This window comes from Aeromicrobium tamlense (assembly GCF_013408555.1).
GTDB classification, from domain to species: domain Bacteria; phylum Actinomycetota; class Actinomycetes; order Propionibacteriales; family Nocardioidaceae; genus Aeromicrobium; species Aeromicrobium tamlense.
This window is the reverse complement of sequence record NZ_JACBZN010000001.1, coordinates 1,556,776-1,579,609: the sequence shown is the minus strand read 5'-3', so window position 1 is coordinate 1,579,609 and position 22,834 is coordinate 1,556,776. Positions and strand designations below refer to the sequence as shown.

Genomic DNA, 22,834 nt, shown 5'->3' with positions numbered 1-22,834 from the left:
TCCCGGGGTGCCGGAATCGGTGACGTAGGAGTCTGCGTCTTTTCGCCGCATATGCCCCACGGCTGCATTTACGCGGACCGAGCTGGCATGGCGGAGCGAGTCGCTTAGGACGTGCGGCGCTTCTTCCAGTCCGGCGTGCTGGTGATGGTCCTGGTTCGATCCGGCGGTTCGACCGTGCCGATGTACTCATCCGTGCGGTTGAGCACGTCGCGGTCCAGCATCTCAGTTGCGGCCTGGGTGTGTCCCTCAGCGAACGCGACCTTCAAGAGGTCCAGCTGGCATACCTCGTCGAAAGGGATCGCGGAGCACGCGATCTGCGCTGCGGCCCTGGCTGTCTCGATGTTGCCTTCAGTCATGGTTCGCGCAACGACGAGGTGAGCGACGTCGGCTATTGCGGTCGCGGCGGTCTCGTGGATTCGATTGTCGTCGTAGAGCCAGCTCCATCCGTGGCCGCTCGGGAGGGCAAACGGTGGGCCGGTGACGAGACGGAGAGCGGCGAGCAAGTCGTCGAGTCCTTCGGCGCCGCGGGCGTGCCCGCGTGCTCTGAGGCGGCGAAACAACTCGAGGTCGACGAGGAGGTCGTCGACTTGGTAACCAGGGGTGCCGGTTTCTTGGTAGAGGCGGGACGCGTCGCCTGCGGGCAGGTGGGGGAGGCCGGTGATGGGGCTCGACCCGAGCCAGGCACGGAGGTCCCTGACGTCATTGCGCATGCGCGATTCACTACGGCGAAACACCTCTGCGAGTTCTCGAGACACCACTCCTTCGGGGTGCAGGGCGATGTACGCGGCGAGTTCGAGGAGCACCGGCCGGCGTCGCTCGGAGGGCGCGGTCGACCCGTGGGCAGAGAGGGCCACCGGACCAAGAACGGTGAGTTTGGGGAGACGGGCCTCAGGGTCGCGCCAGGCGGCGAGGTCACGGTCGAGATCGGGGTCTGCGTCGAGCACCTCCTCGGCCACGTCTTGCGGGATGATCGGCGCGAGCTCGGCGACGTCCTCGGCGGTAGTGGCGGCAGCGTCTGCGTAGTCCGCAGTTGTGTCGGGCAGGAGAGAGCGATCGCCGGCGGGCCCCGAGGGGCGCGGCTGGACGAGGTCCTCGCGGACAGCCCCTGCTTGGTCGATAAGGGCCTGCAGGTCGTCGACGGGGTCTTCGAAGACCGGGACGGGCACGGTAGGGGTCTGGCGGGCGGCGTCGACGATGGCAGCGCACGTCGTCGCCTCGGACGTCGTCAGTCCTGCAGCCTGCAGTCTTCGGTTCGACCCATCGATGCGGAGTCGACCCGCCGAGTCGACCTGCAGGGTCATTGCGGCGGGCCTCGCAGACGAGCCCATCGCGACCACCGCGACGCCGAGCCGTTGCGCAGGGGCAGCGACGAGATCACGCAACTCACCGACGTCGATGCCGCTGGCGGCGATGACGACCCGGAAGGGGTCTGGATCTCCTGAATCGGCGGCGTGCGATACGCGGATCTGATCGACTAGCGCTCTGATGTCGACAGCCTCGGCGTGGTGGTGCAGGCGGAGGTCATCGAGCCCTTGTAGTTCCGAAGCGATGCCGACGGTGTGGACCTCGACGAGGACGGACCAAGGGCTCAGCGCGAGCTCCGCGACGAGGTGGCGGGCGAGGGCGTCCACTCGCTCGGTGTCGCCGGTCAGATCGATACTGCCGAAGCGTTCGAGATTGAGCAGTTCGAGTGCGCCAGCGTCGCTCTGGCCGACGCTCACGAGCAGCGGGTAGGGAGGCAGAGTGTCGATGTCCGGGATGTCGGCGCCGGTGGTGAGCGTCCACCGCCCTGCTCTGGCGGACCACGGTGCTGGCGCTGGGATGGTGGCGGGTTCGGCGAGGTGGACGTCCAGCGTCTCGGCGGTCAGGGAGACGCGCTCGAGTTTCGGATGAGGTTCAGCGCGGCCGTCGAACTCAGCGGCCAGATGCCGCAGGGCGCGGTCGAGGAACTCCAGAGTGCGTGCGACGCCGGCACCGACTTCGACGGCGGTCTTCTCGGTCGGCTGGAGGTCGGTCGGCGTTGGCGCCAGGACCTGGCCGGGACGGCGGTAACGCAGCTGGGCGCGGCGAAGTGCTCGCAGCGCCAGGAACAGGCATCCCGCCAGCACGGTTCCACCTGCCGCTAAGCCGGGGACCAACCACCCGGACGAACCCTCACCATCGGCTACGGAGGCGGAAGGAGTCGATGACGGTGTCACGTCGATGACGGCCTCGGTCGTCTGCTCGACCGAGTGCGGCGAGCGGGTGGGTCCCGTTTCATGCTGGGAGTCATCGGGGTGGGAGGGATCAGTGTGCTTCTGCGTCGCCGGGTCGCGCGCTGCGGGCCCTCCCGTAGCCGGGAGGGCGAGTGTCCAGCCGGGCATGATCAGGTCTGGGTCGGTCAGTCGGCCGCCGTCGGGCTGCGCGATGTGTGTGGAGGCGTCGAAGATCTCGCGATAGCGTTCCGGGTCGCCGAGTTCGCGGTCGGCGATGTCCCAGAGGGTGTCACCTGCTTGGACGGCGTAGTTGCCCGCGGTCCTGCGGGCGTGGGTGTCCTCGGTCATGGGGACGCGTAGCGCGAGCCCGATGGGGAGGAAGTCGGGTCGGTCGCCCAGGACGTCGTGGTTGAGGTCGATCAGCTCGGCGTAGCGGGTGCCGTCGCCGAGTAGCTGCTGGGCGATCTTCCACAGACTGTCGCCGCGCCTTGTCGTGTAGGTCGTGGTGGGCGGATCCGGCTCGACGTGTTCCGCTGCTGGCGGGTCGGCCTCGCGGGGTGGCGGAGCCGTGGGTGCGGCCGCGGGAGGTTCGGCGTCGAGCCGCGGGACAGGAACGGCGGCGTGAGTCGCCGGGACCGGGAGGGTGGGAACGGTTCCGGGTGTGGCTATGAAGGCCAAGGCGGCGACTGTCACGAGCTTCCGGGCGGTCTGTTGTGGGAGGGCGAGACCGGGCAACGCTGGGATCCGGAAGCCGCGAATCTGGGCGACGATCTCGGTCACCAGGGTGGCGGCGACGACAGCCCAGGCAGCCCAGACGGCGAGGGTGAGCAGCAGCAGAGCCAGGGTGCCGTCGTCACGCCGAGTGAGGAGGCTGGGCAGGTCGATGACCTCGTCTGGCGATGGGGTGGCGCCGATCGCCAGCATGAGGACGGGCACGCCGGCGACCAGGACGACGATGGCAAGGGTCGCGGCAAGGCCGCGCAGGCGTTGACCGGTCATTGTTCGTTCCCTTCCATGGTGCGGACGAGGCGCGCCGACGCGCGCCCGGTCACCGGCAGGTCACCGATGCCGACGAGACTCAAGAACTTGGGGCGGTACGTGTCGGCGACGCGGACGGTGATGGTGTCGCCATCGTGGACCGACACCGACCCGCTGACGCCGGCAGCCGAGAGGAACTCGCGGGCCGCGGATCGGCCAGCCGAGGTGTCGACGGCGAGGTAGCGGCCTTCGGCGGCCGGTGCGGCGGCCACGTGTTGGCCACCGGCGCGCGCCGCTTGTGCAGCGAGGTTGTGGACGCGTTGCTTGGCGTGGACTTGGCCGCCGAGGTCGACGGCCAGACCGACCAGGATGGTCATCACGATGCTGGTGGTGACGAGCCACAGGCTGATCGAGCCGCGCTCGCGTTCGCGGCAGGTCATGAGCGTTCCGTCCAGGTGTCGATCGGGCTGGAGGTGTGTGCCCGGATGATCCGGGAGCCGGGGACACCGGGGACGGCCAGGTCCGACAGGTCGACGCGGCAGGTGACGGTCACGTCGACGGAGCCGGGTTCGCCGACGCGTGTGGCGAAGCCGGAGACGTCGACCTCGACCGTGATCCGGGTGCAGTCGATCTGCTGGTTGGCCAGGCTGGCGCGGGCAGCGGCGTTTGCGTCGGTGCGGGCGTGGTCGCTGGTGCGGGCGATCGACGCGGAGCGGGCAGCGTCAGCGGCGGCGGACTCGACGGCTCCGTGGGCGATGGCGGTGCGACCGCCGAAGATGATCAGCCCGACGAAGAGGATGAACGCGGGCAGTCCGATGACGGCCTCGATGGTGGCCGAGCCGTGCTCTGGACGCGCGGTCATGGCGCGGTCAGCCGTTCGACGGGCAGCGATGCCGACTGGGTGACGGTGGGCGACCAGCCGGGGATGACGCTGAGGCTTCGGCCGCGGACGGTCACCGAGACCGTGGTGGCTGTGCGGGTGGCGGTGGCCCGCGACGAGGTGAGGACGTCGCGACCGCCGGCGTCGGCGATGAACGCGGTGGCGGCGGTGACGCCGTCGGATTCGCGGCCGGTCTCGCTGGCGGCGGCATGGGCACCTTCTTGGGCAGCGGCGATCGCCACGGCGCGGGCGTGGTGGAACAGGGCGGCCTGCATGCCCAGGAACATCACCGCGAACAGGGCGGGCAGCAGGATGATCAGTTCGACCGTGACCGAGCCGCGCTCGGCGGGCCGGTCAGTTGATCTGTCCGGCTTGTGACTGGACATAGGCCCGGATGGCGGCGACGGCGATGGCGACGATCGCGATCACGGCGACCGCCCACAGGACGTGCTCGGTGGTGACCGATCCGCGGTCGCGCCGGCGATCGTGGTCCAGGGCGAGTTGAAGCATGAGCAGCACGCTGGTGAGTCGACTCATGATGAGTGGTCCTTCCGTTGAGGGTCAGGTGTTGATGAACATCCGCAGCAGGGCTGGGGTGACGAGCAGGGCCATGAAGATGACGCCGAGCAGGGAGCCGGGGATGGTCATGCGCTCGCCGATGGCGTTGGCTTCGGCGATCTCGTCGCCGAGCATGGCGGTGCGCATGGCCGCGGAGCGGGCGCGCAGGTTCGTGTAGACGGAGGCGCCCTCCTCTCCGGACAGGCGCATGATGTCGGCGAAGTCGTCCAGCTCGGGGAGCCCGAGTTCGTCGGCCAGCGCGTGCAGGGCGTCCCACGGGGGCTGCCCGGACCACCGCGATCGGGTGAGTTCTTCGCTGAGGCGGCGAAACACCCACGAGTCGCCGACGTTCGCGGCCGCTTCCATCGCCTGGCGCACCCCGGCGCCGTTGTTGCGTTCGAGGGCGACTAGGTCGATGTAGGCGCCCAGGGCGCGAGAGAACTCGATGCGGGCCTTGCGGGCGTCGTCGACGGCGTTGTAGTTCGGCAGGAAGAACATCACGCCCGCCAGGGCCACGGACCCGAGCGCAGGGATCACGAACGGCAGGCCGAGCCCGAGCAGGTCGAACAGCAACGCCAGCAGTGGCGCGATAAGCAGACCGAGGCCGGCGAAGGCGAGCTTGTCGCCGTAGAACCGGGCGACCGGGATCCGCAGCAACGCGAGCTCACGGATCGGGGTCCGGACCCACAGCACCGGGGGCAGGTGCTTGATCGCCCACACGCCGACGCGTTCCTTGCCGCGAGGTGCTCCGCCTGTGTCGTCGCCGGCGTTGATCCGTCGTTGCGGTGAGAGCCGGTTGAGCGCGTCGACCAGATCGGGTTCGGCCGGCAGCAACCGCACGGACAGCAGCACGAGTCCGAGGCTGATCAGCATCCCAGCGGCGAGCATCAGCTGCAGTCCGGTGGTCATGGCGCGACTCCGTCGGTGGTGGCCAGGAAGCGGGGCATCGGTCGGCCGATCGCCATGCGTTTCGTCCACACGAGGGTGGCGACGTAGGCGGTGAGCAGCAGGACGAGGATGACCTGCCCGAGCGGGGATCGGTACGGTTCGACGTAGGTGCCGGAGATCGCCAGGACGACCAGCACCCCGACGCTGATGAGGGTGACCCAGCGCGCGGTCGCCCGGGGTTTGGCCCGGTCGGCTTCGATCTGGCGGCGTGCGCGCACGTCGGCGGCGACGGACTCGGCGAGCCCTTCCAGCACGCTGGCCAGCCCGGCGCCGCGGCGTTGCGCCCCGAGGATGAGGTTCGCGGCGACAAGGTCACCGGTGGCGTCGTCGAGCTCGTCGGCGAACGCGCGCAGGGCGTCCTCGGTCTTCCACCGGGCCCGCAGCCGTGACACCAGACGGGTGACCTCCGGCTCGATCGCTGCCGGGGTCGAGCGCAGTGACGTGACCAGCGCCTGCTCAAGTCCGACGCCCACGGTCAGCACACCGGCGAGGGTGCGGGTCCATTCCTCCATCGCCTCGAGCCGCACGATCCGCTGCTGCGCCGATGACGACGAGAGCAGGACCGGGAGACCGACGAATGCGACCGGCGTAGCGACCAGCGCCAGCACCCACCCGGTGATCGCGAACGCCAAAACGCCGGCGGCAACGCCCGCGAGCAGCAGTCGCCGTGTCTGTTTGGACAGTCGCGGGGTTCGATGTGGTCGGGCCGGCCGGTCCACGTGCTCGCTCGGCTGTAGGCCGATGACCAGGCCCATCACGCCAGAGACGACGAGGGCACCCGCGAGAGCGGGGATGAGCACGATCATGGCCGCGCCTCCTGCTGCGCCAGGTAAGTTGCGAGATCGAACCCGCGGGCAGCCAGTGCCCGATACCCGTCGGGTAGGACGGATGGGGCGGCGACACCGTCCGTGCCGGGGGCGAAGACGTGGGTGGCGGCGTAGCCGGTTTCGCGTTCGCCGGGGTCGACGGCGATGATCTCGGCCACCCGGCGCCGTCGCCTGGCGGCGCCGTCGACGGTCTCGGTCGTCATGTCCAGATGGACGACGAGGTCGATGGTGGCGGCGAGTTTGCTGGTGGCCAGGTCGTGAGTGACGTGCGAGCCGGCTTCCATCGCGCAGGTCACGAGCTTGCGCAGCGCAGCGATGGCGTCGGACGCGTGGGTGGTGGAGATCGAGCCGGTGCCGGACTCCATCGCCTTGATCATGGCCCAGATCTCGCGGCCCCGGACCTCGCCGACGATCTGGCGCTGCAGGTTGAACCGGAACGAATCCACCAGGGCCTCGTCGAGAGTGAACTCACCGGCTTGGCGTCCGTCCAGGCCTCGCTCGCCGGACCCGGGTCGGGCTTCCCAGGGGTGCACGATGCGGTGCCGGTCGGGGAGCTCGTGCAGGTGCAGCTCGTACTCGGTCTCGAAGGTGCCGATAGCTTCCAGCGGGTCGATCTCGGCGCACAGCGCGCGGACCAGGGTGGTCTTGCCGGCGCCTTGGCCGCCGGAGACGACGATGCTCTTGCGTGCCCGGACCGCGGCACGAAGGAACGACGCCGCCACGGGCGTGAGCATGTCCCGGCCAACGAGCTCGTCCAAGGTGATCTGCATCAGCCGATGCCGGCGGATCACCACCGAGGGTCGCGGTGTCACCCACGCCGCCGCGGCGAGTCGCGAGCCGCCGTCGAGGCGCAGGTGCAGACGCGGCTGAGCTTCGGAGAATCCGCGTGCGTTGACCTCGCTCCGAGACGCGAGGAATACGAGGAAATCGATCAACTCCTCATCGGAGTCCGCCACCGGTGGACCCTCGAGGAGACTGCCATCGGTGAGCTCGAGCAGGACCCGGTCGTGACCGGTGATGATGATGTTCTCGACCCGGTCGTCGTCCACCAGCGGCTGCAGCCGGCCGAGTCTGAACAGCGAGTCGAACACGGCGCGGGCTGTCGCGTCCTGCTCGATCGGGGTCATCGTCGCGGCGCCGTCGTTGACTCGATCGGTCAGCGTCGATTCGATCAGGTCCAGCACGATCGCTCGGCCGAGTTCCTGCTGCGCTGTCTGAGGCAGCCGGCCGCGGTCGGACGCCACGGCCTGGCTGAGTCGATCGGATGCTTGGGCCCGCAACGTCGCGACGAGCGGCCAGTCGACGGGGACGGCGCTCGCCGCGTCGGAGGTGGGCAGTGGCAGGGTCTGGTGGCCGTTTGGCCCGGCGGGCACACTCAGCAGGGGCAGTGGGGTGGCGAACAGGGGCAAGTCGAGAAGCTCGGCGGCCAGACTGTCGGTGGGTTCAGTCGTCATCGCGCTGCTCCTTCGACGAGGTCGAGACGCTGGGCGCGGACGACCGCATGGACCGCGGCGACCGCTGCGTTCAAGCTGCGCACCAAGGGAGCGGAGTCGAACTTGGGCGATGGCGGTGCCCCACGGTGGAGGACTGCCGCGGACTCCGGGTCGTCGGCGAGCGTTGCGAGGACCGGGAGTTTCACTGCCGCGGTGACCTCGCGGGCGCGGTAGGGATCGCCCTCGCCGACGAGGAGCAGTTGAGGTTCGCGCCAATGGACGAGCGACCGGGCGACGGCGTCGCCCCACGACCTGGTGGCCGACAGTGCGGGCAGTGAAGTCCTGGTCGCGATCAGGACGAGGTCGGCGTTGTCGAGCAAAGGAGTGGGGGAGCCGGTCAGTCCGAGCCGTCCGGCGTCGATGATGACGTCCTGGCCGGTCGCCTCGAGGTCTCCGAGGACGACCGACAGTGGCTCCCAGAGGTCCCGCAGCGCGGCGGCTTGGGTGTGAGATCTGGTGCCGGCGACGTACGAGACGGGCGTGTCGTTGATCGGCTCGGCAACCTCGGCGAGGGTGTCGGTGAGATCTGTGCCGGTGAGTGCCAACTCGACGACGCCCGCGCGGTATTCGCGGGTGCCCCTGAAATAGCCGGCCAGCAGGCTGGACCCGCCGGTGGGGTCGGCCTCCACCAGCAACACCGGGCGCGGCCAGCACAAGGCCAATCCCAGGCAGGTCGTCGTCACGCCGGGCGACCCGGACGCGGAAGCGAGCGTGATGACGGCCATCTCACCGCTCCCGACTGTCCAGAACGATGGCGACATTGCCGGTGGCCGCTCGTGCAGCCAGCGTGGCCGCTTCACCTTCGGCGACTTGCACATCCACGACCAGCTGGCCGGTCTCCTCGGAGTATCGGGTGCCCACGATCTCGGCCGTACTGAAGGCGGGGGTCTGAGCGGGGGCCGCCTCCCCGGCCGCGGGTGTGACGACGACGCGGACGTTGTCGCCGACCTGGAACGGTTCCGACGGTGCCTGGGCCGGCGTGACCGCGACACCGACGACCGATGCACCGTCGGCCGGTACGACGGTCGCAGCTACCGCGCTGCGGGTGACCAGGCCACCTTCGGCGATATCGAGTGCGGCGCGCTTGCCGACCACCGTGTCCAGAGCCGCGCCCGGCAGCGGGTCCAGGGCGGGGTCGGTACTGATCTGCACCCGGGCCAGATCGTCGGCCTCGATCACTGAACCGCGGGCGATGTCGGCTCGGGCCACCAGCACCTCGGTGCTGTTGGTGGCCGCGGTCCAGGCCCACGCTCCGAGGAGCCCGCCCAGGCCGATCAGGATGACTGCGGCTGCGACCAGCCCCGGTCGGCGCCTCAGTTTGGGTGGGGGAGCGAGGGGGGGTCCGGCCGGACCGTCTGGCCCGTGGTCGATGGTCCTGTCGTCTCGAACGGCTGTACTCATGTTCACTGCCCTTCACCCCGGAGGCTCGCTACTGCACGAGCACCTGCGCTTCGCCGACGGCCACGCGGACCGACCTCTGCAACCCGTCCAGGCGGATCACTCCGCTCTGGCCGGCGCCCTCCCACGACACGACCCACGCCGATGTCGCGGTGACCGTGAACGTGTCGTCGGGCAGGCCACCGCTCGATGTCTCGTAGGTGTGACCGCACGTCGGCGACTTCGACTTCCCGAACGCCGCCTTGTAGGCCGTGCCCTTGTTGCGGCACGTGATCTCCGTGCCGTCGCCCATGTCCCAGCGGATGCTCTCCACCCGCGCGGTGGCGGTGATCGTGATGCCGCCCGCGGACGCGGACGCGGTGATCGGTCCCCACGTTTGCCGGCTTGGCGAGGCGACCCACATCCAGACCGGCATCCCCACGATCCCGATGCGGTCAGGGCCAGGCTCGGGCACGATCCCGATGTCGATCGCCCGAAGTCCCATTCGGTCCACGGCGATCTGGGCGACCTCTCGCGGCGTCGGACCCGCTCCCGAGTTCACCGGCGGAGTCGCCGACCAGACCTGGATCTGCAGATCGGTCTGTGGCTGCCAGCACTCGTAGACGTTGCCGTCGCCCGGCTCGTGACCCTGCCACGCCGGGTCGCCGGCGACCGGTTGCGGATCGGCGAGACGGACATAGCAGTTCAGGGCGTTCGACCAGTACCCGAAGTCGGTGCTGCACGGCACCGGCCCAGGAGGAGGCTTCGAGATCCCGCTCTTGGTCCCATCCCAGTAGCAACTGGCCCCCGAACCTGAGTCCTTCGGAGCTTCTCCAATGTCACCGGGGTCGCTCGGCTCAGACGGGACCTCGACCGTCACCAAGCACTCACCGCTCTCGGGGTCGACCACTTGGCATTCCGGTGCAGCTACTGAAGCCGAGAGGCCGAGCGCACAAACGCAAGAGGCAGTCAGGAGGCAGAGGACGATGTCGATCAGAGCGCGGCGCATGGCGTTCGCTCGATGTCCTGGCCCGAAGCAACTCGCCACGCGCCATCGGGATCGGAATCCCACTCGTAGTTCGCAACCGTGTACCTGATCCAACCCGTCTCGGGCCGATCGGCACTCACGACGGACTGGCCGTCTTCGTTAACCAGGTCTACATCGCTGACGTCGTAACAGACATCGATCTGCACGACGGGAACCTTGCCGGCCTGTGGATCAGAGTTGTCGAGGTTGATGTTCCGAACCTTCAACTCGGCGATCCTCGTCTCACCGGTCTGATGGACGCGGTCGCGTCGGGCCTTCTCGAAGAGCCGTTGCTGGGCAGTGAGTTCCGTACTGATCGCGATCCTCTTCAAGGCCCCGAATGACTGGCTCGGGTCCTGACGGAGGCGATTGCGGACTGCGAAGTACTCGCGGAGCTTCGCCTCCGCTACCGACGCGGCCTTCTGAGACTCGGTTGGTGGCGTCGTAGCGGACGCAGGGGACGTCGTCGAGGTCGAGTCGCTCGTCGCGGGGTCGCCGTTGCTGTCCGAGCAGGCTGCGAGAACGACGAACAGCAGTGCTGCCGTCGCCAGAACTCGCGTGCTTCGTGCGATCGTCATGGCCCCCGATGCCTGCCTTCCCCCTCGGTTGATGCGCGGGGGATGCAGATGACGTGGTCGCCGACGGCCGGTGAGAACGCCATCACGACCTATTGAGTCACTGGTGGAGGACCAGATGCAACTGTCTTCCATCGTCCATTCCGCCTCCCGAAGTCGATGTCCTGCTGCGTAGGTGTGCCGCGGGTTCCGAACACCCCCTGCCGCCTGGGTGTTCGCGACCGGTGTTTGGAGGGTTACACGTCTGGCACCTGAGGTGGGCTCCGTGAAGGGCAACCTGTGGATAAGTCGGCGCAAATTGGTGCTGTGGTCCCCGCTGGACACCTTCGCTGAGCGGGAGGTGCAAAGCCGATGACGGTATCGATGAAGGTCATGTCCGCCGGGGACGGATACAAATACCTGCTCAAGAGCGTCGTGGCCGCCGACGGCAACCGCGCGTTGTCGACGCCGATGACCCGCTACTACGCCGAGGCAGGCACACCGCCAGGCCGTTGGATGGGAGCGGGACTCAAGGCCCTGAGCGAGGGGACACTGTCTCCAGGAGAGCCGGTCACGGAGGAGCAACTCGCGTTGCTGCTTGGTGCCGGACGAGATCCGCGCACTGGAGAGAAGCTCGGACTTGCATTCCCGCAGTACGCCTCGATCCGCGACCGAGTGGCCAGTCGTGCTGCGACCCTGAGCGCCGCGCTCAGCCCGGACCAGCGGTCCGCCGCGCTCGGCGTCATCGAGTCCGAGGAGCAAGCTCATGGCGAGAGCCGAGCGGTGGCGGGATTCGACTTCACGTTCTCAGTGCCGAAGTCGGTGTCGGTCCTATGGGGAGTCGCGGACGCCGGAACGCAGGCCCGGATCGTCGAGGAGCACCACGCCGCCGTCAGCGAGGTACTGGCGCTCTTGGAGCGGGAGGTCGCGGCCACGCGGGTCGGGCGGAGCAACGGCGAAAGTGCGGTGGCCCAAGTCGAGGTCGTTGGGGTGGCAGCGGCTGCCTTCGACCACTGGGACTCACGCGTCGGCGACCCGCAGCTACACACGCACGTCGTCATCTCCAACAAGGTCATGACCAAGAGCGATGGAAAGTGGCGCAGCCTCGACAGCCGTCCACTCCACGCTGCCGTTGTGGCGCTTTCTGAGCACTACAACGCCGTTCTCGCTGACCGCCTCAGCCGAAATCTTGGTTTGGAGTGGGAGCAGCGTCAGCGGGGCCAGGACCGCACTCCGGCGTGGGAGCTGGCGCTGGTGCCCGACCTCCTTGTCAAGCACTTCTCCGGGCGCGCCCGCGCCATCGAGCTGGAGAAGGACCGCCTCATCGAGGACTATGTCGCTCAGCATGGACGGAGGCCGTCCCGCACGACAGTCATCCGACTTCGCGCCCACGCGACCCTCGCGAGCCGCCCAGACAAGCAGGTGCGCTCCTTGGCTGACCTGACAGAAGAATGGCGTGCACGCGCCGGCCGAGTTCTCGGGAGAGACGGGTCGGCGTGGACCCGAGGGCTCCTTCGAGCAACTCGACCGCAACCCGCGCTCCGCGCCGATGACATCAGCCTCGACGTCATCTCGTCGACAGCAGCGGCCGTCGTCCACACTGTGAGTGAGAAGCGATCGACATGGCGGTACTGGAACCTCTGGGCCGAGGCGGCGCGTCAGACCATGGGCTGGCGATTCGCCAGCGCCCAGGATCGAGAAGACGTCACGGCCATGATCGTCGCCGACGCCAAGGGACAATCACTCGCTCTGACTCCGGCAGAGTTCGCGGCCACCCCGGCGATCTTTACGCGTGCAGACGGCACCTCGCAATTTCGACCTCGGCACGGCGTCGTCTACAGCTCGGTTGAACTTCTCGGCGCGGAAGACCGCCTCCTGGCGCGCGCCAACGACAGGACGGCTCCCACTCTGAGCCTCGGCGAGTCTTCGCGGTACTCGCTTCAAGACGAATCCGCAGTGAGCCGAACCGAGCGGGGAGGGGATGTACTCCGGAACATCGCGTCGTCAGGACGGCGACTCGATCTCTTGGTGGGGCCGGCGGGGGGAGGCAAGACCACCGCGATGCGCACGCTTCGTCTGGACTGGCAGGCCCAGCACGGTCGAGGGAGCGTCATTGGGCTTGCGCCGAGCGCAACCGCGGCACAGGTCCTCGCGGACGATCTGGGCATCGCGTGCGAAAACACCGCCAAATGGCTGTACGACCACGACCACGGCGGAACCGAACTGCAACGCGGCCAACTTGTCATTATCGACGAAGCGACCCTCGCCGGGACGCTCACCCTGGACCGGATCACCGCCCTGGCGGCTGAAGCCGGTGCCAAAGTGCTGCTGGTCGGCGACTGGGCACAGCTCCAATCGGTTGATGCTGGGGGAGCGTTCAATCTCCTGGCACAGAACCGGGACGACGTCCCCGAACTCAGCGATGTTCATCGCTTCACGCACGAGTGGGAGAAGCGAGCCTCCCTCGAGCTCCGGCGCGGGAGTGACCAAGCCATCGACACCTACATCCGCCACGGCCGCGTTCGTGAAGGCGCCACAGGAGACATGAACGACGCCGCCTATCTCGCATGGCGCGCCGATGTCCGAGCCGGCCGCGAGAGCGTCCTCGTGGCCGAGTCCGCCAGCTCGGTGATCGACCTGAACACCCGAGCCCGAGCAGAACGGATCCTGGACGGCGACACAAGCGCCGGCCGTGACGTCCTTCTGGCCGATGGCACTCGAGCGTCCGCCGGTGACATCGTCATCACGCGGACCAACGACCGTAGGCTCGGGCAGGGGAGTGGTAGCTGGGTCCGAAACGGGGACCGGTGGCGCGTCGCGAGTGTCGGTCGCGACGGCTCGCTTGACGTCGAAAGACCGAGCCCGCCCGGACGCAGTGCGGCGACTCTGCCGGCGACATATGTCGCCGAGCACGTCGAACTCGGATACGCCGTCACCGCCCATCGGGCACAAGGCCTCACGGTCGACACGGCACACGTCGTGGTGTCACGTACGACAACGAAGGAGAGCCTGTACGTTTCCATGACCCGCGGCCGAGAGCGGAACGCGGCCTATGTCGCGCTCGACTGCCCAGACGACACCCACGCCGCAGACGCCGGAGATGCATCCGCAAGAGCCGTCATGCTCGGCGTCTTGCGGCACTCTGGTGCCGAGCTCTCTGCGCACCAAGTGATCGAGGCCGAACAGCGGCGCTGGTCTTCAATCGCCCAGGTCGCGGCTGAGTACGAAACACTCGCGGCCGTCGCCCAACACGATCGGTGGGTTGACATGCTCAGGAGGAGCGGACTGGCGGATGAGCAGGTCTCCGCGATCATCCGTGCGGAGTCCTTTGGCCCCCTCTCCGCCGAGCTCCGCCGGGCCGAAGCCGCAGGCATGGTTCTCGCGGAACGACTGCCTCGGATCGTCAATCGTCGATCGCTACAAGATGCGGAGGATATCGGAGCCGTGCTCATTGACCGTCTCGCGCGCGAGGCACGGGTTACGCAACCTGAAGTGCCCCGGGACGAGGTGCGTTTCATCGGGGGTCTCATCCCTGCCGCAGACGGAGCCATGCCAGGAGAAATCGCCGATGCCTTGGCCCAACTGCAAGCAGCCATCGAAGCCCAAGCCCGAGCGCTGGCGCACGCTGCTCTCGCCCATGGGGAACCTTGGACGCGACGCCTCGGTCCGCCTCCCGTTGGACGGCAAGCGCTGGATCGTTGGATGCACGAACTTCGGATCGTCGCTGCATACCGCGACCGGTATCCGGAAGAAGTGGGAGGCAGGGACCGGACTGCCGCCGACGTCCACCAACGACGCGACCGTGCTCACGCCGCCGAAGCGTCAGAGAGGGCTAGGTCTCTCGCCACCTCCTGTCGCCCGGAAGCTACAGGGCCACTTTCGGCCGTACGTCTGGACGCTGCGCACCCATAGGTGGACTGGGGCATGCAGCAAGGGGTGCGTCACATCGCCAGGATGCGCGGAAAGTCGGAAGTGCGTCCAAGCCCAGACCGGGCGCGTTAGAAGCGTCGGCCACCCCAGAAATGGGCGCAGCCGACGCTCGCTCGGATACGAGCGAGCGTCGGCTGGACGCGCCGACGGAGAGACCCCTGGGCTGCGCATCTGCTGAGGGGCAGGAGGTCCGAGATGGGCCAGGATGGTGACGTGTCTGACACGCATCTTCGCTCTCTCAGGTTGATCAGGCGCGCAGCGCCTTGATCTCTAGGAATTCTTCGAGGCCAAACACTCCCGACTCGCGCCCCAGGCCGGATTGCTTGTAGCCGCCGAACGGGGCCCGGAAGTTCCAGGCACCCCCGTTGACGATGACTTGTCCGGCGCGCATCTGCCGGGCGACCTCGTCAACGAGATTGGCGTTCGTGCCCCAGACCGCCGAGGAGAGACCGTAGTCCGTGGCGTTGGCGGTGCGGACAGCTTCGTCGACATCGTCGTACCCCAAAATGGCCAGCACGGGACCGAATACTTCATCCCGCGCGATAGGCATGTCGGGTGTCACCCTCGACAGCACGGTCGGCTTGACGAAGTATCCGTGGCTTTGGTCCGTTGGTTGCTCTGACCCACCGATGACGAGGCGTGCGCCGTCGTCGATGGCACGGTCGATGTGGTTTCGGACGCGTGCGCGCTGGGCATCGGACACCACGGGCCCGAGCACCGTCTGCGGGTCCCGGGGGTCACCGAGCAGGTATTCCGACGCGGCGACGGCCGCGATGTCCTCGGCACGAGCCAGTTCCGAGCGGGGAACCAGCATGCGCGTCAAGGCGCTGCAGGCCTGGCCGGAGTTCTCGAAGCAGCGAGCCACCGTCTGCTTGACTGCGAAGTCGAAGTCCGCATCAGGAAGGATCACGGAGGCGGACTTGCCGCCGAGTTCCAATGAGACCTTCTTCACGGTCCGAGCGGCCAGCTCCGCCACGCGCGTCCCGGCCGCGGTTGAGCCCGTGAAGCTTACGAAGTCCACTTCGGGGTGGGAGGCGAGCACCTCGCCCACGACCGGGCCGCGGCCGTTCACGAGGTTGAAGACTCCGGCCGGGAACCCGACCCGGTTGACTTCCTCGGCGAAGACGATGGCGCTGAGGGGTGTCACCTCGCTGGGCTTCAAAACGACCGTGCACCCCATGACCAGGGCGGCACCAACCTTCACCACCAGCTGGTGCAGCGGGTAGTTCCACGGCGTGATGCATGAGACGACGCCGAAGGGCTCCCGCAGGACGGTGACGTTTCCGTCGGTCGACTTGAACTCGACCTCGTCGGCTGCCTCGGCGAGCCAGTCGAGCACGTCGATCGGGAGATCGACCTGCGAGGCCGAGGCGTCGCGACGTGGCGCGCCGAGCTCGTCGATTGTGAGTTCGATCAGCTCGGCGCGCCGTGCCCGCAGCGCTTCCGCAAGGTCATGGACGAGCTGGGTCCGCTTCGCAAGTGGAGTGGCAGCCCACTCGTTGAAAGCGGTGCGGGCAGCCAGGACGGCGGCGACAGCGTCTTCCGGTGTGCCGTCGGGGACTTCGGCGATGACCTGCTCCGTGAAGGGGTTCACGACTGGAATCGATCGGTGGCCGGATGCCCTCACCCAGGCGCCGGCGATGTAGTGGTCTTGATGAGTCATGGGAGGCTCCTGCGAAGAGAAGGGGAACTGGACGGAGATGGTCACGGATTCGCGCCCTTGTGGGGTGCAATGAACAGGCGCCACGAACCGACGACGCCCGGCTTGTCGGATCCCTGCGCGGTGATGTCGAACTCGAGGGTCAGGACGACTCCTTCGGCTCGCGGCGTCACGTCGGTCACGGCCATCGTGAAGACGAGCTCCTGCCCGGCGCGAAGCTGGCTGGGGAAACGGACCCGGTCGACCCCGTAGTTGAGGACGTAACACTCCGAGCGGTCGAAGCGGATGTGCTCGTTGAGTAACGGGTCCACCAGAGCGAGAGTGTGGAATCCCTCGAGAATGTCTCCAGCGACCTGACTCGACCATTGCGTGCTGTCCAGCGGCGTGAAGTAGGTCAGTTCCATGAAGGACGCGCCTTCGTCGGCGCTGACCGAGAAGGGGAGGCTGGTGAACTGCTGACCGACGAGGTCTGAAATTGCGGCGAACGGGATCCGCCGTGGCAGCGGGCGGGGACGTCCCGGAGCCCCACCGAGGCTACTCATCGAGGAACCTCACACCGTCATGCCGAGCGACGCTCCGGTCGATCTGCTCGCGCATGCCAAGGGACTCATAGACCTGGTTCGTGTCCTGCTTAATAGCCGCCAGCGTGCTCGAGCCGACGTGGCGCAGGCGTTCCCCGACGGACGTCACGGTGTCCTCCAAGTGCTCTGCCGAGGTCAGGTGCGTGACGAGGTCCCACTCCAGGGCGGCCCGTCCGCCGAACATCCCGGCGGTGAGCATGCACGCCTTGGCCTTCTTGTGATTGGTGAGCCATGGGAGCATGTTGAACCCCGCGGCGACGCCGTCGGCCACCTCGGGGATTCCGAAAAGGCAGTCGTCCGTGCTGATGACGAGATCCGCCGGCAGCACCAGCTCGAATGCACCGCCCAGGCAATGCCCCTGCGTGACCGCCACGACCGGGTGAGGGGAGTCCCAGATCGCCCAACGGCAGGCGTTCGTCCGGCGCAGCGCCTCGGCGAGATCGGGCACCGCCTCGTTGCGGTCCCATCCAGCCGAGAACGATCGGCCTGCTCCGCGGAGGAAGATCGCCGCGACCGTCGAATCGTGGGCCACGCGCTCGATCTCCGCCTGGACCGTCGCGTACATCGAGAAGGTGAGGGCGTTGAGCTTCTCCGGACGATCGAATGTCAAGGTGACGATCGAGTCCTGGCGGGCGATCGTGACGTCGCTCATGCCTCGGCCCTCGCGTGGATGGCCGCATCGACGGCGTACAGCTTACCCTGGGGCGTCACCATCACCGGGTTGAGATCCACGCTCATGACCGATTCGTCATCGCGCAGGAGCTCGTGCAGTGCGTTGACGACCTTGGTGAGCGCGTCGAGGTCGACTTGTCGCTCGCCGCGGCTGCCCCTCCAGACGGGACGAGATTGCAGCGAGTCGATCATGCGCTCCACCTCGGCCACGTCGAGCGGGAGGACTCCGACAGCGACGTCCTTGACCTGCTCGGTGTAGACGCCACCGGCACCGATGACCGCGAGTGCGCCGAAGATGTCGTCCCGCTGGACGCCGACGATGAGCTCACGGTTGCGTCCCAGGTCCTCCACGACCAAGAAGCCCTTCAGCGCATCGATGCCGAGTTGCTCACCCACGCTGCTCACGATCGACTCGACCGCCTCGGCGGCTCCGTCGCCCGTCGTGATTCCCAGCTTCACCGCTCCCAGCTCGGACTTGTGACCGACGCCGGGCAGGACGCCCTTGATGACGGCCGGACGCGTCATCGACTCGACCACCTGTCGCGCCTCGTTCGCGCTGCGCACGACCTGCTGGAACGGGAACGGCACTCCGCGCAGGCGGAGAAGCTCGACGGACTGGGACTCGTCGAGCACGGTGGTCGACGGGCTCCCGCTCGCGAGTTCCTCGGGAGGAACGTCGACGCCGCGCAGGCCCAGTTGACGACCACGCTCGCGGAGCACCCGCATCGCAGCCGCTGCCGTTTCGGCGTCCTGGTAGACGGGGATGCCGGCCTCACGAAGCTGAACGAGGTGGTCGTGCTGCTGGTCGGCGTAGACCGTGAAGAAGACCACGGGCTTGTCGTGAGATCGTTGCAGGTCACCGAGGGCGGGCCCCGCTTCGGTGGGAACCAGCTGGGGGTCGGGTTGTGTCGCGGGCCAGTGCTCGGGTCCGTAGAGGCCGAAGCACACGACGCCGTCGTGGGCGGCACGGTCCAGCGTGACCTGGCTGAGCGACGCGAACAGCGTGGCGTCCTTGAGATACATGCCGGTCATGTCGACCGGGTTCTTCACGGGAGCACCGAAGGGCAGGCGGGTCGAGATGTCCTCCTGGACCTCGACGGGGTACTCGGGAACGGCCAGCCCGACGGACTCGATGGCGTCGGCGATCACCGTGGAGTGACCGCCACCGGACCCCACGACGGAGATGCGATCGCCGGCCAGCGGGGGACAGCGCACGAGCGCCTCGGCCGCGGGGTACAGGTGATGAAGGTGCTCGACCTCGATGATCCCTGCTTGACGGAAGAGGGCCGAGTAGGCCTGAGGCGCCTGGGACAGGGACGCCGTGTGCGACGCTGCGGCACGACTTCCCGCGCTTCCTCGTCCACCCTTGAGACCGACGATCGGCGTGTGCTGCGAGACCTCACGGCACGTCTCGATGAACTCCTCGGAGAGTCCCGGCGGCAATCCTTCGAGATAGAAAGCGATCACCTTGGTGTTCGGATCGTCACCGAGGTGCTTGATGTAGGCGTGAGCCGGGATGTCGGCCTGGTTGCCGAAGCTGACGAAGGACGAGAGCCCCAGTCCGTAGCGCCGGGCTTCGTGAACCATCGTCAGACCGTTGTTGCCGCTCTGGGAGACCACACCGATCGGACCACGCAGGACGTCGTCGATCTCGCTCAGGTTGGTGTCATGCCAGGTGTTGAAGAGCCCCATGCAGTTGGGACCGACGATGCGCATCCCGTGGGCGTTGCAGTTGGCGACGATCCGCTCCTGCTGTGCGGCTCCCTCGACCCCAGCTTCCGCGAACCCGCCGGCGAACACGATGCCGAACTTGGCCCCTCGCTCGGCAGCAGTGACCAGCGTGCTCTCCGCGAGTTCGGGTCGCAGCATGTTGAAGACGACGTCCACGTCCTCGGGAAGCTCGTCGACGGACTTGATGACGTTCGGATCGCCGTACGCACCCGCCCCCAGGACGGTGATCCGTCCTCGATAGCCGTTGTCGACCAGCACGCGCAGGTACGCGTTGCTGTCGCGGGTCGGATCCTTGGACACTCCGAGGAGGGCGATGTGTTGGGGGGCGAACAGCGCAGACAAGTCTGGCATGTGGGCCACGATGGAGCCTTTCGTTGCAGGGTGGATGGCGTGGCAGACGGGACGGTGTCTGGACGCGGGTGTGTGTGCTGGTGGTTCGCTGGATCAGCCGATGTCAGCCGACGCCGGGTCGACGCCCGACTCGTCCAGGACCTTCGCCAGATCGCCGGACGAGCGGTACTCGGCGATGACCTCGTTCACGGCATCGCGCAGGTCCGGGTTGTCCTTCGCCACGAGTGCCACGGCGACGGACGGGTTCACGGTCGCCGGGATGCGGTCGTCCGGCTGGAGCGCGACGTTCTTCATCGTGGTGTCGTTGTTCTGCGAGAGCAGGAACGCCAATGCGCCCTGTCCGCTCAAGTACGCGTCGATGCGACCGGCCTTGAGGTCCTGGTAGCCCTCGACGTCGGACTGGTAGAGCTTGACATTTTCCTTGCCGAACGCCTTCTGCATGTCCGGCACGACCAGGTAACCCGCCGCGGTGCCGATCTTCTTGCCCATGATGTCGTCGACCGTGTCGAGTCCGTCGGGGGAGATGACGCCCTGAAGATCCTGGTAGACCGGATCGCTTACCTGGAACATGCTCTTGCGCTCGGCATTGAGGGTCCAGTCGCCAGCGCTGATGTCCGCGCGGCCTGACTTCAGGCCCTCGATGATCGCGGTGAACGACGTCTGCTTGATGTCAGGCTCAAGGCACAGGCTGGCTGCCACGCGCTTGAGCAGCTCGCCGTCTGCGCCCGTCACATCGTTCCCGTCCTTGTAGATGAAAGGCGGGTACTCCGCGACGAGGGCGGTGAGCTTGCCCTCCTTGAGCGTCTTGACCTCGGCGATCGGCTCGCAGTCGGCGGGAACGGACGAGCCGTTCGCGTCACTGGAGCCACATGCCGCGAGGGTGATGCCGCACAGGGCGACACCGAGGAGGGTGGAGAGGGTCTTCTTCATGAGGTGTTCCGTTCTCTTGGGGGTATCGCATCAACTGCGTGGGATGGACGTCTTCTGCTTGCTGCGTGCCTCGACGGCATGGGCCAGACGCGACCCTGCGATCGAGACGACGACGTAGATGAGGCCGACCAGGGTCAGCACACTGAGGTACTCGAACGTCACCGAACCGATTGAGAAGCCCACGGAGAGGAGCTCTCGGACGCCGATCAGGTAGCACAGTGAGGTCGCCTGGAAGACGATCACCGAGTAGCTCACCAAGGAAGGGAACACCGTCCTGAGTGCTTGCGGCAGCACGACCGCGCGCAGTTCCTGCAGGCGAGTGAGCCCAAGACTCTGGGCGGCTTCGGACTGGCCCGGCGGTAGGTGGAGCAGCCCCGCGCGAATGATCTCGCCCATGTAGGCCGCGGTGTTCACGCCGATGGCCAGCACGGCGGCGGTCCAGGCTTCGAGGGTCAGGCCCACGCCCGGAAGGCCGAAGTACACGAGATAGATCAGCACGAGCGCCGGGACACCCCGGAGCACCTCGACGAGCGCGACGGAGAGCCACCGGACGGGCCGATGCCCGCTCACCGAAGCCAGCGCGACCAGCGTTCCTAGGACCAGTCCAAGGACGATGGAGGCGAGGGCCACGGTCAGGCTGATCTGCAGGCCGTCGAGGAGCTCGGGGAACCACGCGATCCAGTCTTCGATCATGCTGCGGTCCTGTTCTGCATGCGGTGCTCAACGGTGCGAGAGAGCACGGCGATCGGGATGCTGAGGCAGAGGTACAGTCCGCCGGCGATGGCGAACAGCTGGATCGGTGGCGCTCCGCGGTGCGCGGCGGTGAGGGCTTGGAAGGTGATGTCGGCGACACCGATGGCCGAGATCACGGCCGACTCCTTCAACATGCCGATGGCTTGGCTCGTGGAGGGAGGCAACGCCACCCGGACGCCCTGGCGCCAGATGATGCGCCAGAAGACCTGCCGTCCGGTGAGCCCCAGGGCCTCAGCTGCTTCCCGTTGTCCGCGGGGCACCGCCTCGATCCCCGCCCGGTAGTACTCGGCCAGGTACGCCGTGTTGACGAGGGCCAGACCGGTGATCGCGGCCACCATCGGCGGCATCGGCAACAAGTCGGAGAGCCCGAAGTAGATGAGCAGGACCATGACGAGCGACGGCATCCCGCGCAGGACCTCGACGTAGGCGGCGCCGCACAGGCGCAGGGCCTTGACGGGGGAGACCCGCATCAGGGCGACGACCATGCCCAGCGCTGCGGCGATCAGATAGGCACACGCCGTGACCAGCAGGGTCGGCCAGATTCCCTGCAGGAGGAGCTCGAGAGCGGGTCCCAGGCCGGCGTCGATGGTCATCGGTCCATCACGGCGGACAGGAACCGGATCGTCCGCTCATGGGTCGGATGGGTCAGCACCTGGTCCGGGGTGCCCTGCTCGACGATCTCGCCGTCGGCCAGGAGAAGGACCCTGTCGGCCACATTTCGGGCGAACCCGAGCTCGTGGGTGACGACGGCCATGGTCATGCCGTCGGCCGCCAGTTCGCGCATCACCGAGAGAACCTCCACGCCGACCTCAGGATCGAGGGCAGACGTTGGCTCGTCGAAGAGCATGGCGACCGGCTTCAGGGCGAGCGCACGTGCGATTGCGACGCGCTGCTGCTGGCCACCCGAGCACTGTGACGGCAGGGCGTCGGCCTTGCTCGCCACACCCACCCGGTCCAGCAGCGACACGGCGCGCTCGTGCGCCTCGTCCTCGCTCCTGCCCAGCACGAGACGCTGCGCCATCGTGACGTTCTTCAGGACCGTCATGTGCGGGAAGAGGTTGAAGCTCTGGAACACCATGCCGATCCGCCGCCGAACCGCGAGCAGCTCTGCCTTCGTAGCACGGGGCGGGTTGGCCGCGATCGGAACGCCGTCGATCGCGATCGTCCCCTTAGACGGCTCCTCCAGGTAGTTCATGCAGCGCAGGAACGTGCTCTTGCCGCCCCCGCTCGGGCCGATAATGGCGACGACCTCACCCGCCTGGACGTCCAAGGAGACCCCCGTGAGGACGGTGTGGTCCCCGTACCGCTTGACGAGGTCCCGGACGCTGATAACGGGCCGACCGGCTTTCTGGGCGGATGCCTCTTCACTCATGGCTGCTCCCTTGGCTC

General features: G+C 67.6%; 21 protein-coding genes. 1 reads left to right on the top strand and 20 read right to left on the bottom strand.

Going from position 1 to position 22,834, the window contains the following annotated elements; all coding sequences use genetic code 11:
- Positions 1-104 precede the first annotated feature (104 nt).
- The 12 genes from BJ975_RS07870 to BJ975_RS07815 form a co-directional block, all read right to left on the bottom strand.
- A complete protein-coding gene (locus tag BJ975_RS07870) occupies positions 105-3,194 on the bottom strand; it encodes a LysM peptidoglycan-binding domain-containing protein (RefSeq protein WP_179424637.1) in 3,090 nt (1,029 codons plus the stop codon).
- Positions 3,191-3,613 (bottom strand): pilus assembly protein TadG-related protein, encoded by a 423-nt coding sequence (locus BJ975_RS07865; protein WP_179424634.1) that lies wholly within the window; start codon positions 3,611-3,613, stop codon positions 3,191-3,193. Before BJ975_RS07865 ends, BJ975_RS07870 begins: the two co-directional genes overlap by 4 nt.
- Positions 3,610-4,035, bottom strand: a complete 426-nt coding sequence (locus tag BJ975_RS16955) for a TadE family protein (protein WP_179424632.1) — start codon at positions 4,033-4,035, stop codon at positions 3,610-3,612. Before BJ975_RS16955 ends, BJ975_RS07865 begins: the two co-directional genes overlap by 4 nt.
- Positions 4,032-4,439, bottom strand: a complete 408-nt coding sequence (locus tag BJ975_RS16950; RefSeq protein ID WP_179424630.1) for a TadE/TadG family type IV pilus assembly protein — start codon at positions 4,437-4,439, stop codon at positions 4,032-4,034. The genes BJ975_RS16955 and BJ975_RS16950 overlap by 4 nt, the downstream gene beginning before the upstream one ends.
- A complete protein-coding gene (locus BJ975_RS07850; protein WP_179424628.1) occupies positions 4,408-4,590 on the bottom strand; it encodes a hypothetical protein in 183 nt (60 codons plus the stop codon). The genes BJ975_RS16950 and BJ975_RS07850 overlap by 32 nt, the downstream gene beginning before the upstream one ends.
- A gap of 24 nt (positions 4,591-4,614) precedes the next feature.
- Entirely contained in the window at positions 4,615-5,520 is a 906-nt protein-coding gene (locus tag BJ975_RS07845) for a type II secretion system F family protein (RefSeq protein ID WP_179424626.1), read from the bottom strand.
- A complete protein-coding gene (locus tag BJ975_RS07840) occupies positions 5,517-6,365 on the bottom strand; it encodes a type II secretion system F family protein (protein WP_179424618.1) in 849 nt (282 codons plus the stop codon). Before BJ975_RS07840 ends, BJ975_RS07845 begins: the two co-directional genes overlap by 4 nt.
- Positions 6,362-7,840, bottom strand: a complete 1,479-nt coding sequence (locus tag BJ975_RS07835; RefSeq protein WP_179424610.1) for a CpaF family protein — start codon at positions 7,838-7,840, stop codon at positions 6,362-6,364. Before BJ975_RS07835 ends, BJ975_RS07840 begins: the two co-directional genes overlap by 4 nt.
- Positions 7,837-8,604 (bottom strand): hypothetical protein, encoded by a 768-nt coding sequence (locus BJ975_RS07830; protein ID WP_179424608.1) that lies wholly within the window; start codon positions 8,602-8,604, stop codon positions 7,837-7,839. Before BJ975_RS07830 ends, BJ975_RS07835 begins: the two co-directional genes overlap by 4 nt.
- Before the next feature lies 1 nt (position 8,605).
- Positions 8,606-9,088, bottom strand: coding sequence for an SAF domain-containing protein (locus tag BJ975_RS07825; protein ID WP_325064604.1), 483 nt, complete (start codon positions 9,086-9,088; stop codon positions 8,606-8,608).
- 220 nt (positions 9,089-9,308) lie between these two features.
- Entirely contained in the window at positions 9,309-10,136 is an 828-nt protein-coding gene (locus tag BJ975_RS07820; protein WP_317628303.1) for a hypothetical protein, read from the bottom strand.
- A gap of 113 nt (positions 10,137-10,249) precedes the next feature.
- Entirely contained in the window at positions 10,250-10,861 is a 612-nt protein-coding gene (locus BJ975_RS07815; protein WP_179424602.1) for a hypothetical protein, read from the bottom strand.
- A gap of 348 nt (positions 10,862-11,209) precedes the next feature.
- Here BJ975_RS07815 and mobF point away from each other — a divergent pair, with 348 nt between their 5' ends.
- Positions 11,210-14,749 carry a MobF family relaxase gene (gene mobF, locus BJ975_RS07810; protein ID WP_218845772.1) on the top strand — a complete coding sequence of 1,180 codons (3,540 nt, stop codon included), beginning with the start codon at positions 11,210-11,212 and terminating at the stop codon, positions 14,747-14,749.
- Positions 14,750-15,014: 265 nt separating this feature from the next.
- Here mobF and BJ975_RS07805 read toward each other — a convergent pair whose 3' ends face one another.
- The 8 genes from BJ975_RS07805 to BJ975_RS07770 all read right to left on the bottom strand — a co-directional run bounded on the left by BJ975_RS07805 (position 15,015) and on the right by BJ975_RS07770 (position 22,817).
- On the bottom strand, positions 15,015-16,430 hold the full coding sequence (locus BJ975_RS07805) for an aldehyde dehydrogenase family protein (protein WP_179428126.1): 1,416 nt from the start codon (positions 16,428-16,430) through the stop codon (positions 15,015-15,017).
- 41 nt (positions 16,431-16,471) lie between these two features.
- Complete coding sequence (locus BJ975_RS07800; RefSeq protein ID WP_179424600.1) at positions 16,472-16,969, bottom strand: hotdog family protein; 498 nt, start codon at positions 16,967-16,969, stop codon at positions 16,472-16,474.
- A complete protein-coding gene (locus BJ975_RS07795; RefSeq protein ID WP_179424598.1) occupies positions 16,962-17,660 on the bottom strand; it encodes an enoyl-CoA hydratase/isomerase family protein in 699 nt (232 codons plus the stop codon). The genes BJ975_RS07800 and BJ975_RS07795 overlap by 8 nt, the downstream gene beginning before the upstream one ends.
- Positions 17,657-19,762 carry an acetate--CoA ligase family protein gene (locus BJ975_RS07790; RefSeq protein WP_179424596.1) on the bottom strand — a complete coding sequence of 702 codons (2,106 nt, stop codon included), beginning with the start codon at positions 19,760-19,762 and terminating at the stop codon, positions 17,657-17,659. The genes BJ975_RS07795 and BJ975_RS07790 overlap by 4 nt, the downstream gene beginning before the upstream one ends.
- Before the next feature lie 93 nt (positions 19,763-19,855).
- Complete coding sequence (locus BJ975_RS07785; RefSeq protein ID WP_179424594.1) at positions 19,856-20,692, bottom strand: substrate-binding periplasmic protein; 837 nt, start codon at positions 20,690-20,692, stop codon at positions 19,856-19,858.
- Between the two features lie 30 nt (positions 20,693-20,722).
- The gene (locus tag BJ975_RS07780; protein ID WP_179424592.1) at positions 20,723-21,385 is read right to left on the bottom strand and encodes an amino acid ABC transporter permease; all 663 of its coding nucleotides are present in this window, start codon (positions 21,383-21,385) and stop codon (positions 20,723-20,725) included.
- Positions 21,382-22,038, bottom strand: a complete 657-nt coding sequence (locus BJ975_RS07775) for an amino acid ABC transporter permease (RefSeq protein ID WP_179424591.1) — start codon at positions 22,036-22,038, stop codon at positions 21,382-21,384. Before BJ975_RS07775 ends, BJ975_RS07780 begins: the two co-directional genes overlap by 4 nt.
- Positions 22,035-22,817, bottom strand: a complete 783-nt coding sequence (locus tag BJ975_RS07770) for an amino acid ABC transporter ATP-binding protein (RefSeq protein WP_179424590.1) — start codon at positions 22,815-22,817, stop codon at positions 22,035-22,037. Before BJ975_RS07770 ends, BJ975_RS07775 begins: the two co-directional genes overlap by 4 nt.
- Positions 22,818-22,834 lie beyond the last annotated feature (17 nt).

Coding starts and splice junctions, on each gene's coding strand:
- BJ975_RS07870 (WP_179424637.1), bottom strand. CDS start 3,194: ATGACCGGTCAACGCCTGCGCGGCCTTGCCGCGACCCTTGCCATCGTC.
- BJ975_RS07790 (WP_179424596.1), bottom strand. CDS start 19,762: ATGCCAGACTTGTCTGCGCTGTTCGCCCCCCAACACATCGCCCTCCTC.
- BJ975_RS07830 (WP_179424608.1), bottom strand. CDS start 8,604: ATGGCCGTCATCACGCTCGCTTCCGCGTCCGGGTCGCCCGGCGTGACG.
- BJ975_RS07805 (WP_179428126.1), bottom strand. CDS start 16,430: ATGACTCATCAAGACCACTACATCGCCGGCGCCTGGGTGAGGGCATCC.
- BJ975_RS07815 (WP_179424602.1), bottom strand. CDS start 10,861: ATGACGATCGCACGAAGCACGCGAGTTCTGGCGACGGCAGCACTGCTG.
- BJ975_RS07835 (WP_179424610.1), bottom strand. CDS start 7,840: ATGACGACTGAACCCACCGACAGTCTGGCCGCCGAGCTTCTCGACTTG.
- BJ975_RS07795 (WP_179424598.1), bottom strand. CDS start 17,660: ATGAGCGACGTCACGATCGCCCGCCAGGACTCGATCGTCACCTTGACA.
- BJ975_RS07775 (WP_179424591.1), bottom strand. CDS start 22,038: ATGACCATCGACGCCGGCCTGGGACCCGCTCTCGAGCTCCTCCTGCAG.
- BJ975_RS07800 (WP_179424600.1), bottom strand. CDS start 16,969: ATGAGTAGCCTCGGTGGGGCTCCGGGACGTCCCCGCCCGCTGCCACGG.
- BJ975_RS07850 (WP_179424628.1), bottom strand. CDS start 4,590: ATGAGTCGACTCACCAGCGTGCTGCTCATGCTTCAACTCGCCCTGGAC.
- BJ975_RS07780 (WP_179424592.1), bottom strand. CDS start 21,385: ATGATCGAAGACTGGATCGCGTGGTTCCCCGAGCTCCTCGACGGCCTG.
- BJ975_RS07770 (WP_179424590.1), bottom strand. CDS start 22,817: ATGAGTGAAGAGGCATCCGCCCAGAAAGCCGGTCGGCCCGTTATCAGC.
- mobF (WP_218845772.1), top strand. CDS start 11,210: ATGACGGTATCGATGAAGGTCATGTCCGCCGGGGACGGATACAAATAC.
- BJ975_RS07845 (WP_179424626.1), bottom strand. CDS start 5,520: ATGACCACCGGACTGCAGCTGATGCTCGCCGCTGGGATGCTGATCAGC.
- BJ975_RS07785 (WP_179424594.1), bottom strand. CDS start 20,692: ATGAAGAAGACCCTCTCCACCCTCCTCGGTGTCGCCCTGTGCGGCATC.
- BJ975_RS07840 (WP_179424618.1), bottom strand. CDS start 6,365: ATGATCGTGCTCATCCCCGCTCTCGCGGGTGCCCTCGTCGTCTCTGGC.
- BJ975_RS16950 (WP_179424630.1), bottom strand. CDS start 4,439: ATGTCCAGTCACAAGCCGGACAGATCAACTGACCGGCCCGCCGAGCGC.
- BJ975_RS16955 (WP_179424632.1), bottom strand. CDS start 4,035: ATGACCGCGCGTCCAGAGCACGGCTCGGCCACCATCGAGGCCGTCATC.
- BJ975_RS07865 (WP_179424634.1), bottom strand. CDS start 3,613: ATGACCTGCCGCGAACGCGAGCGCGGCTCGATCAGCCTGTGGCTCGTC.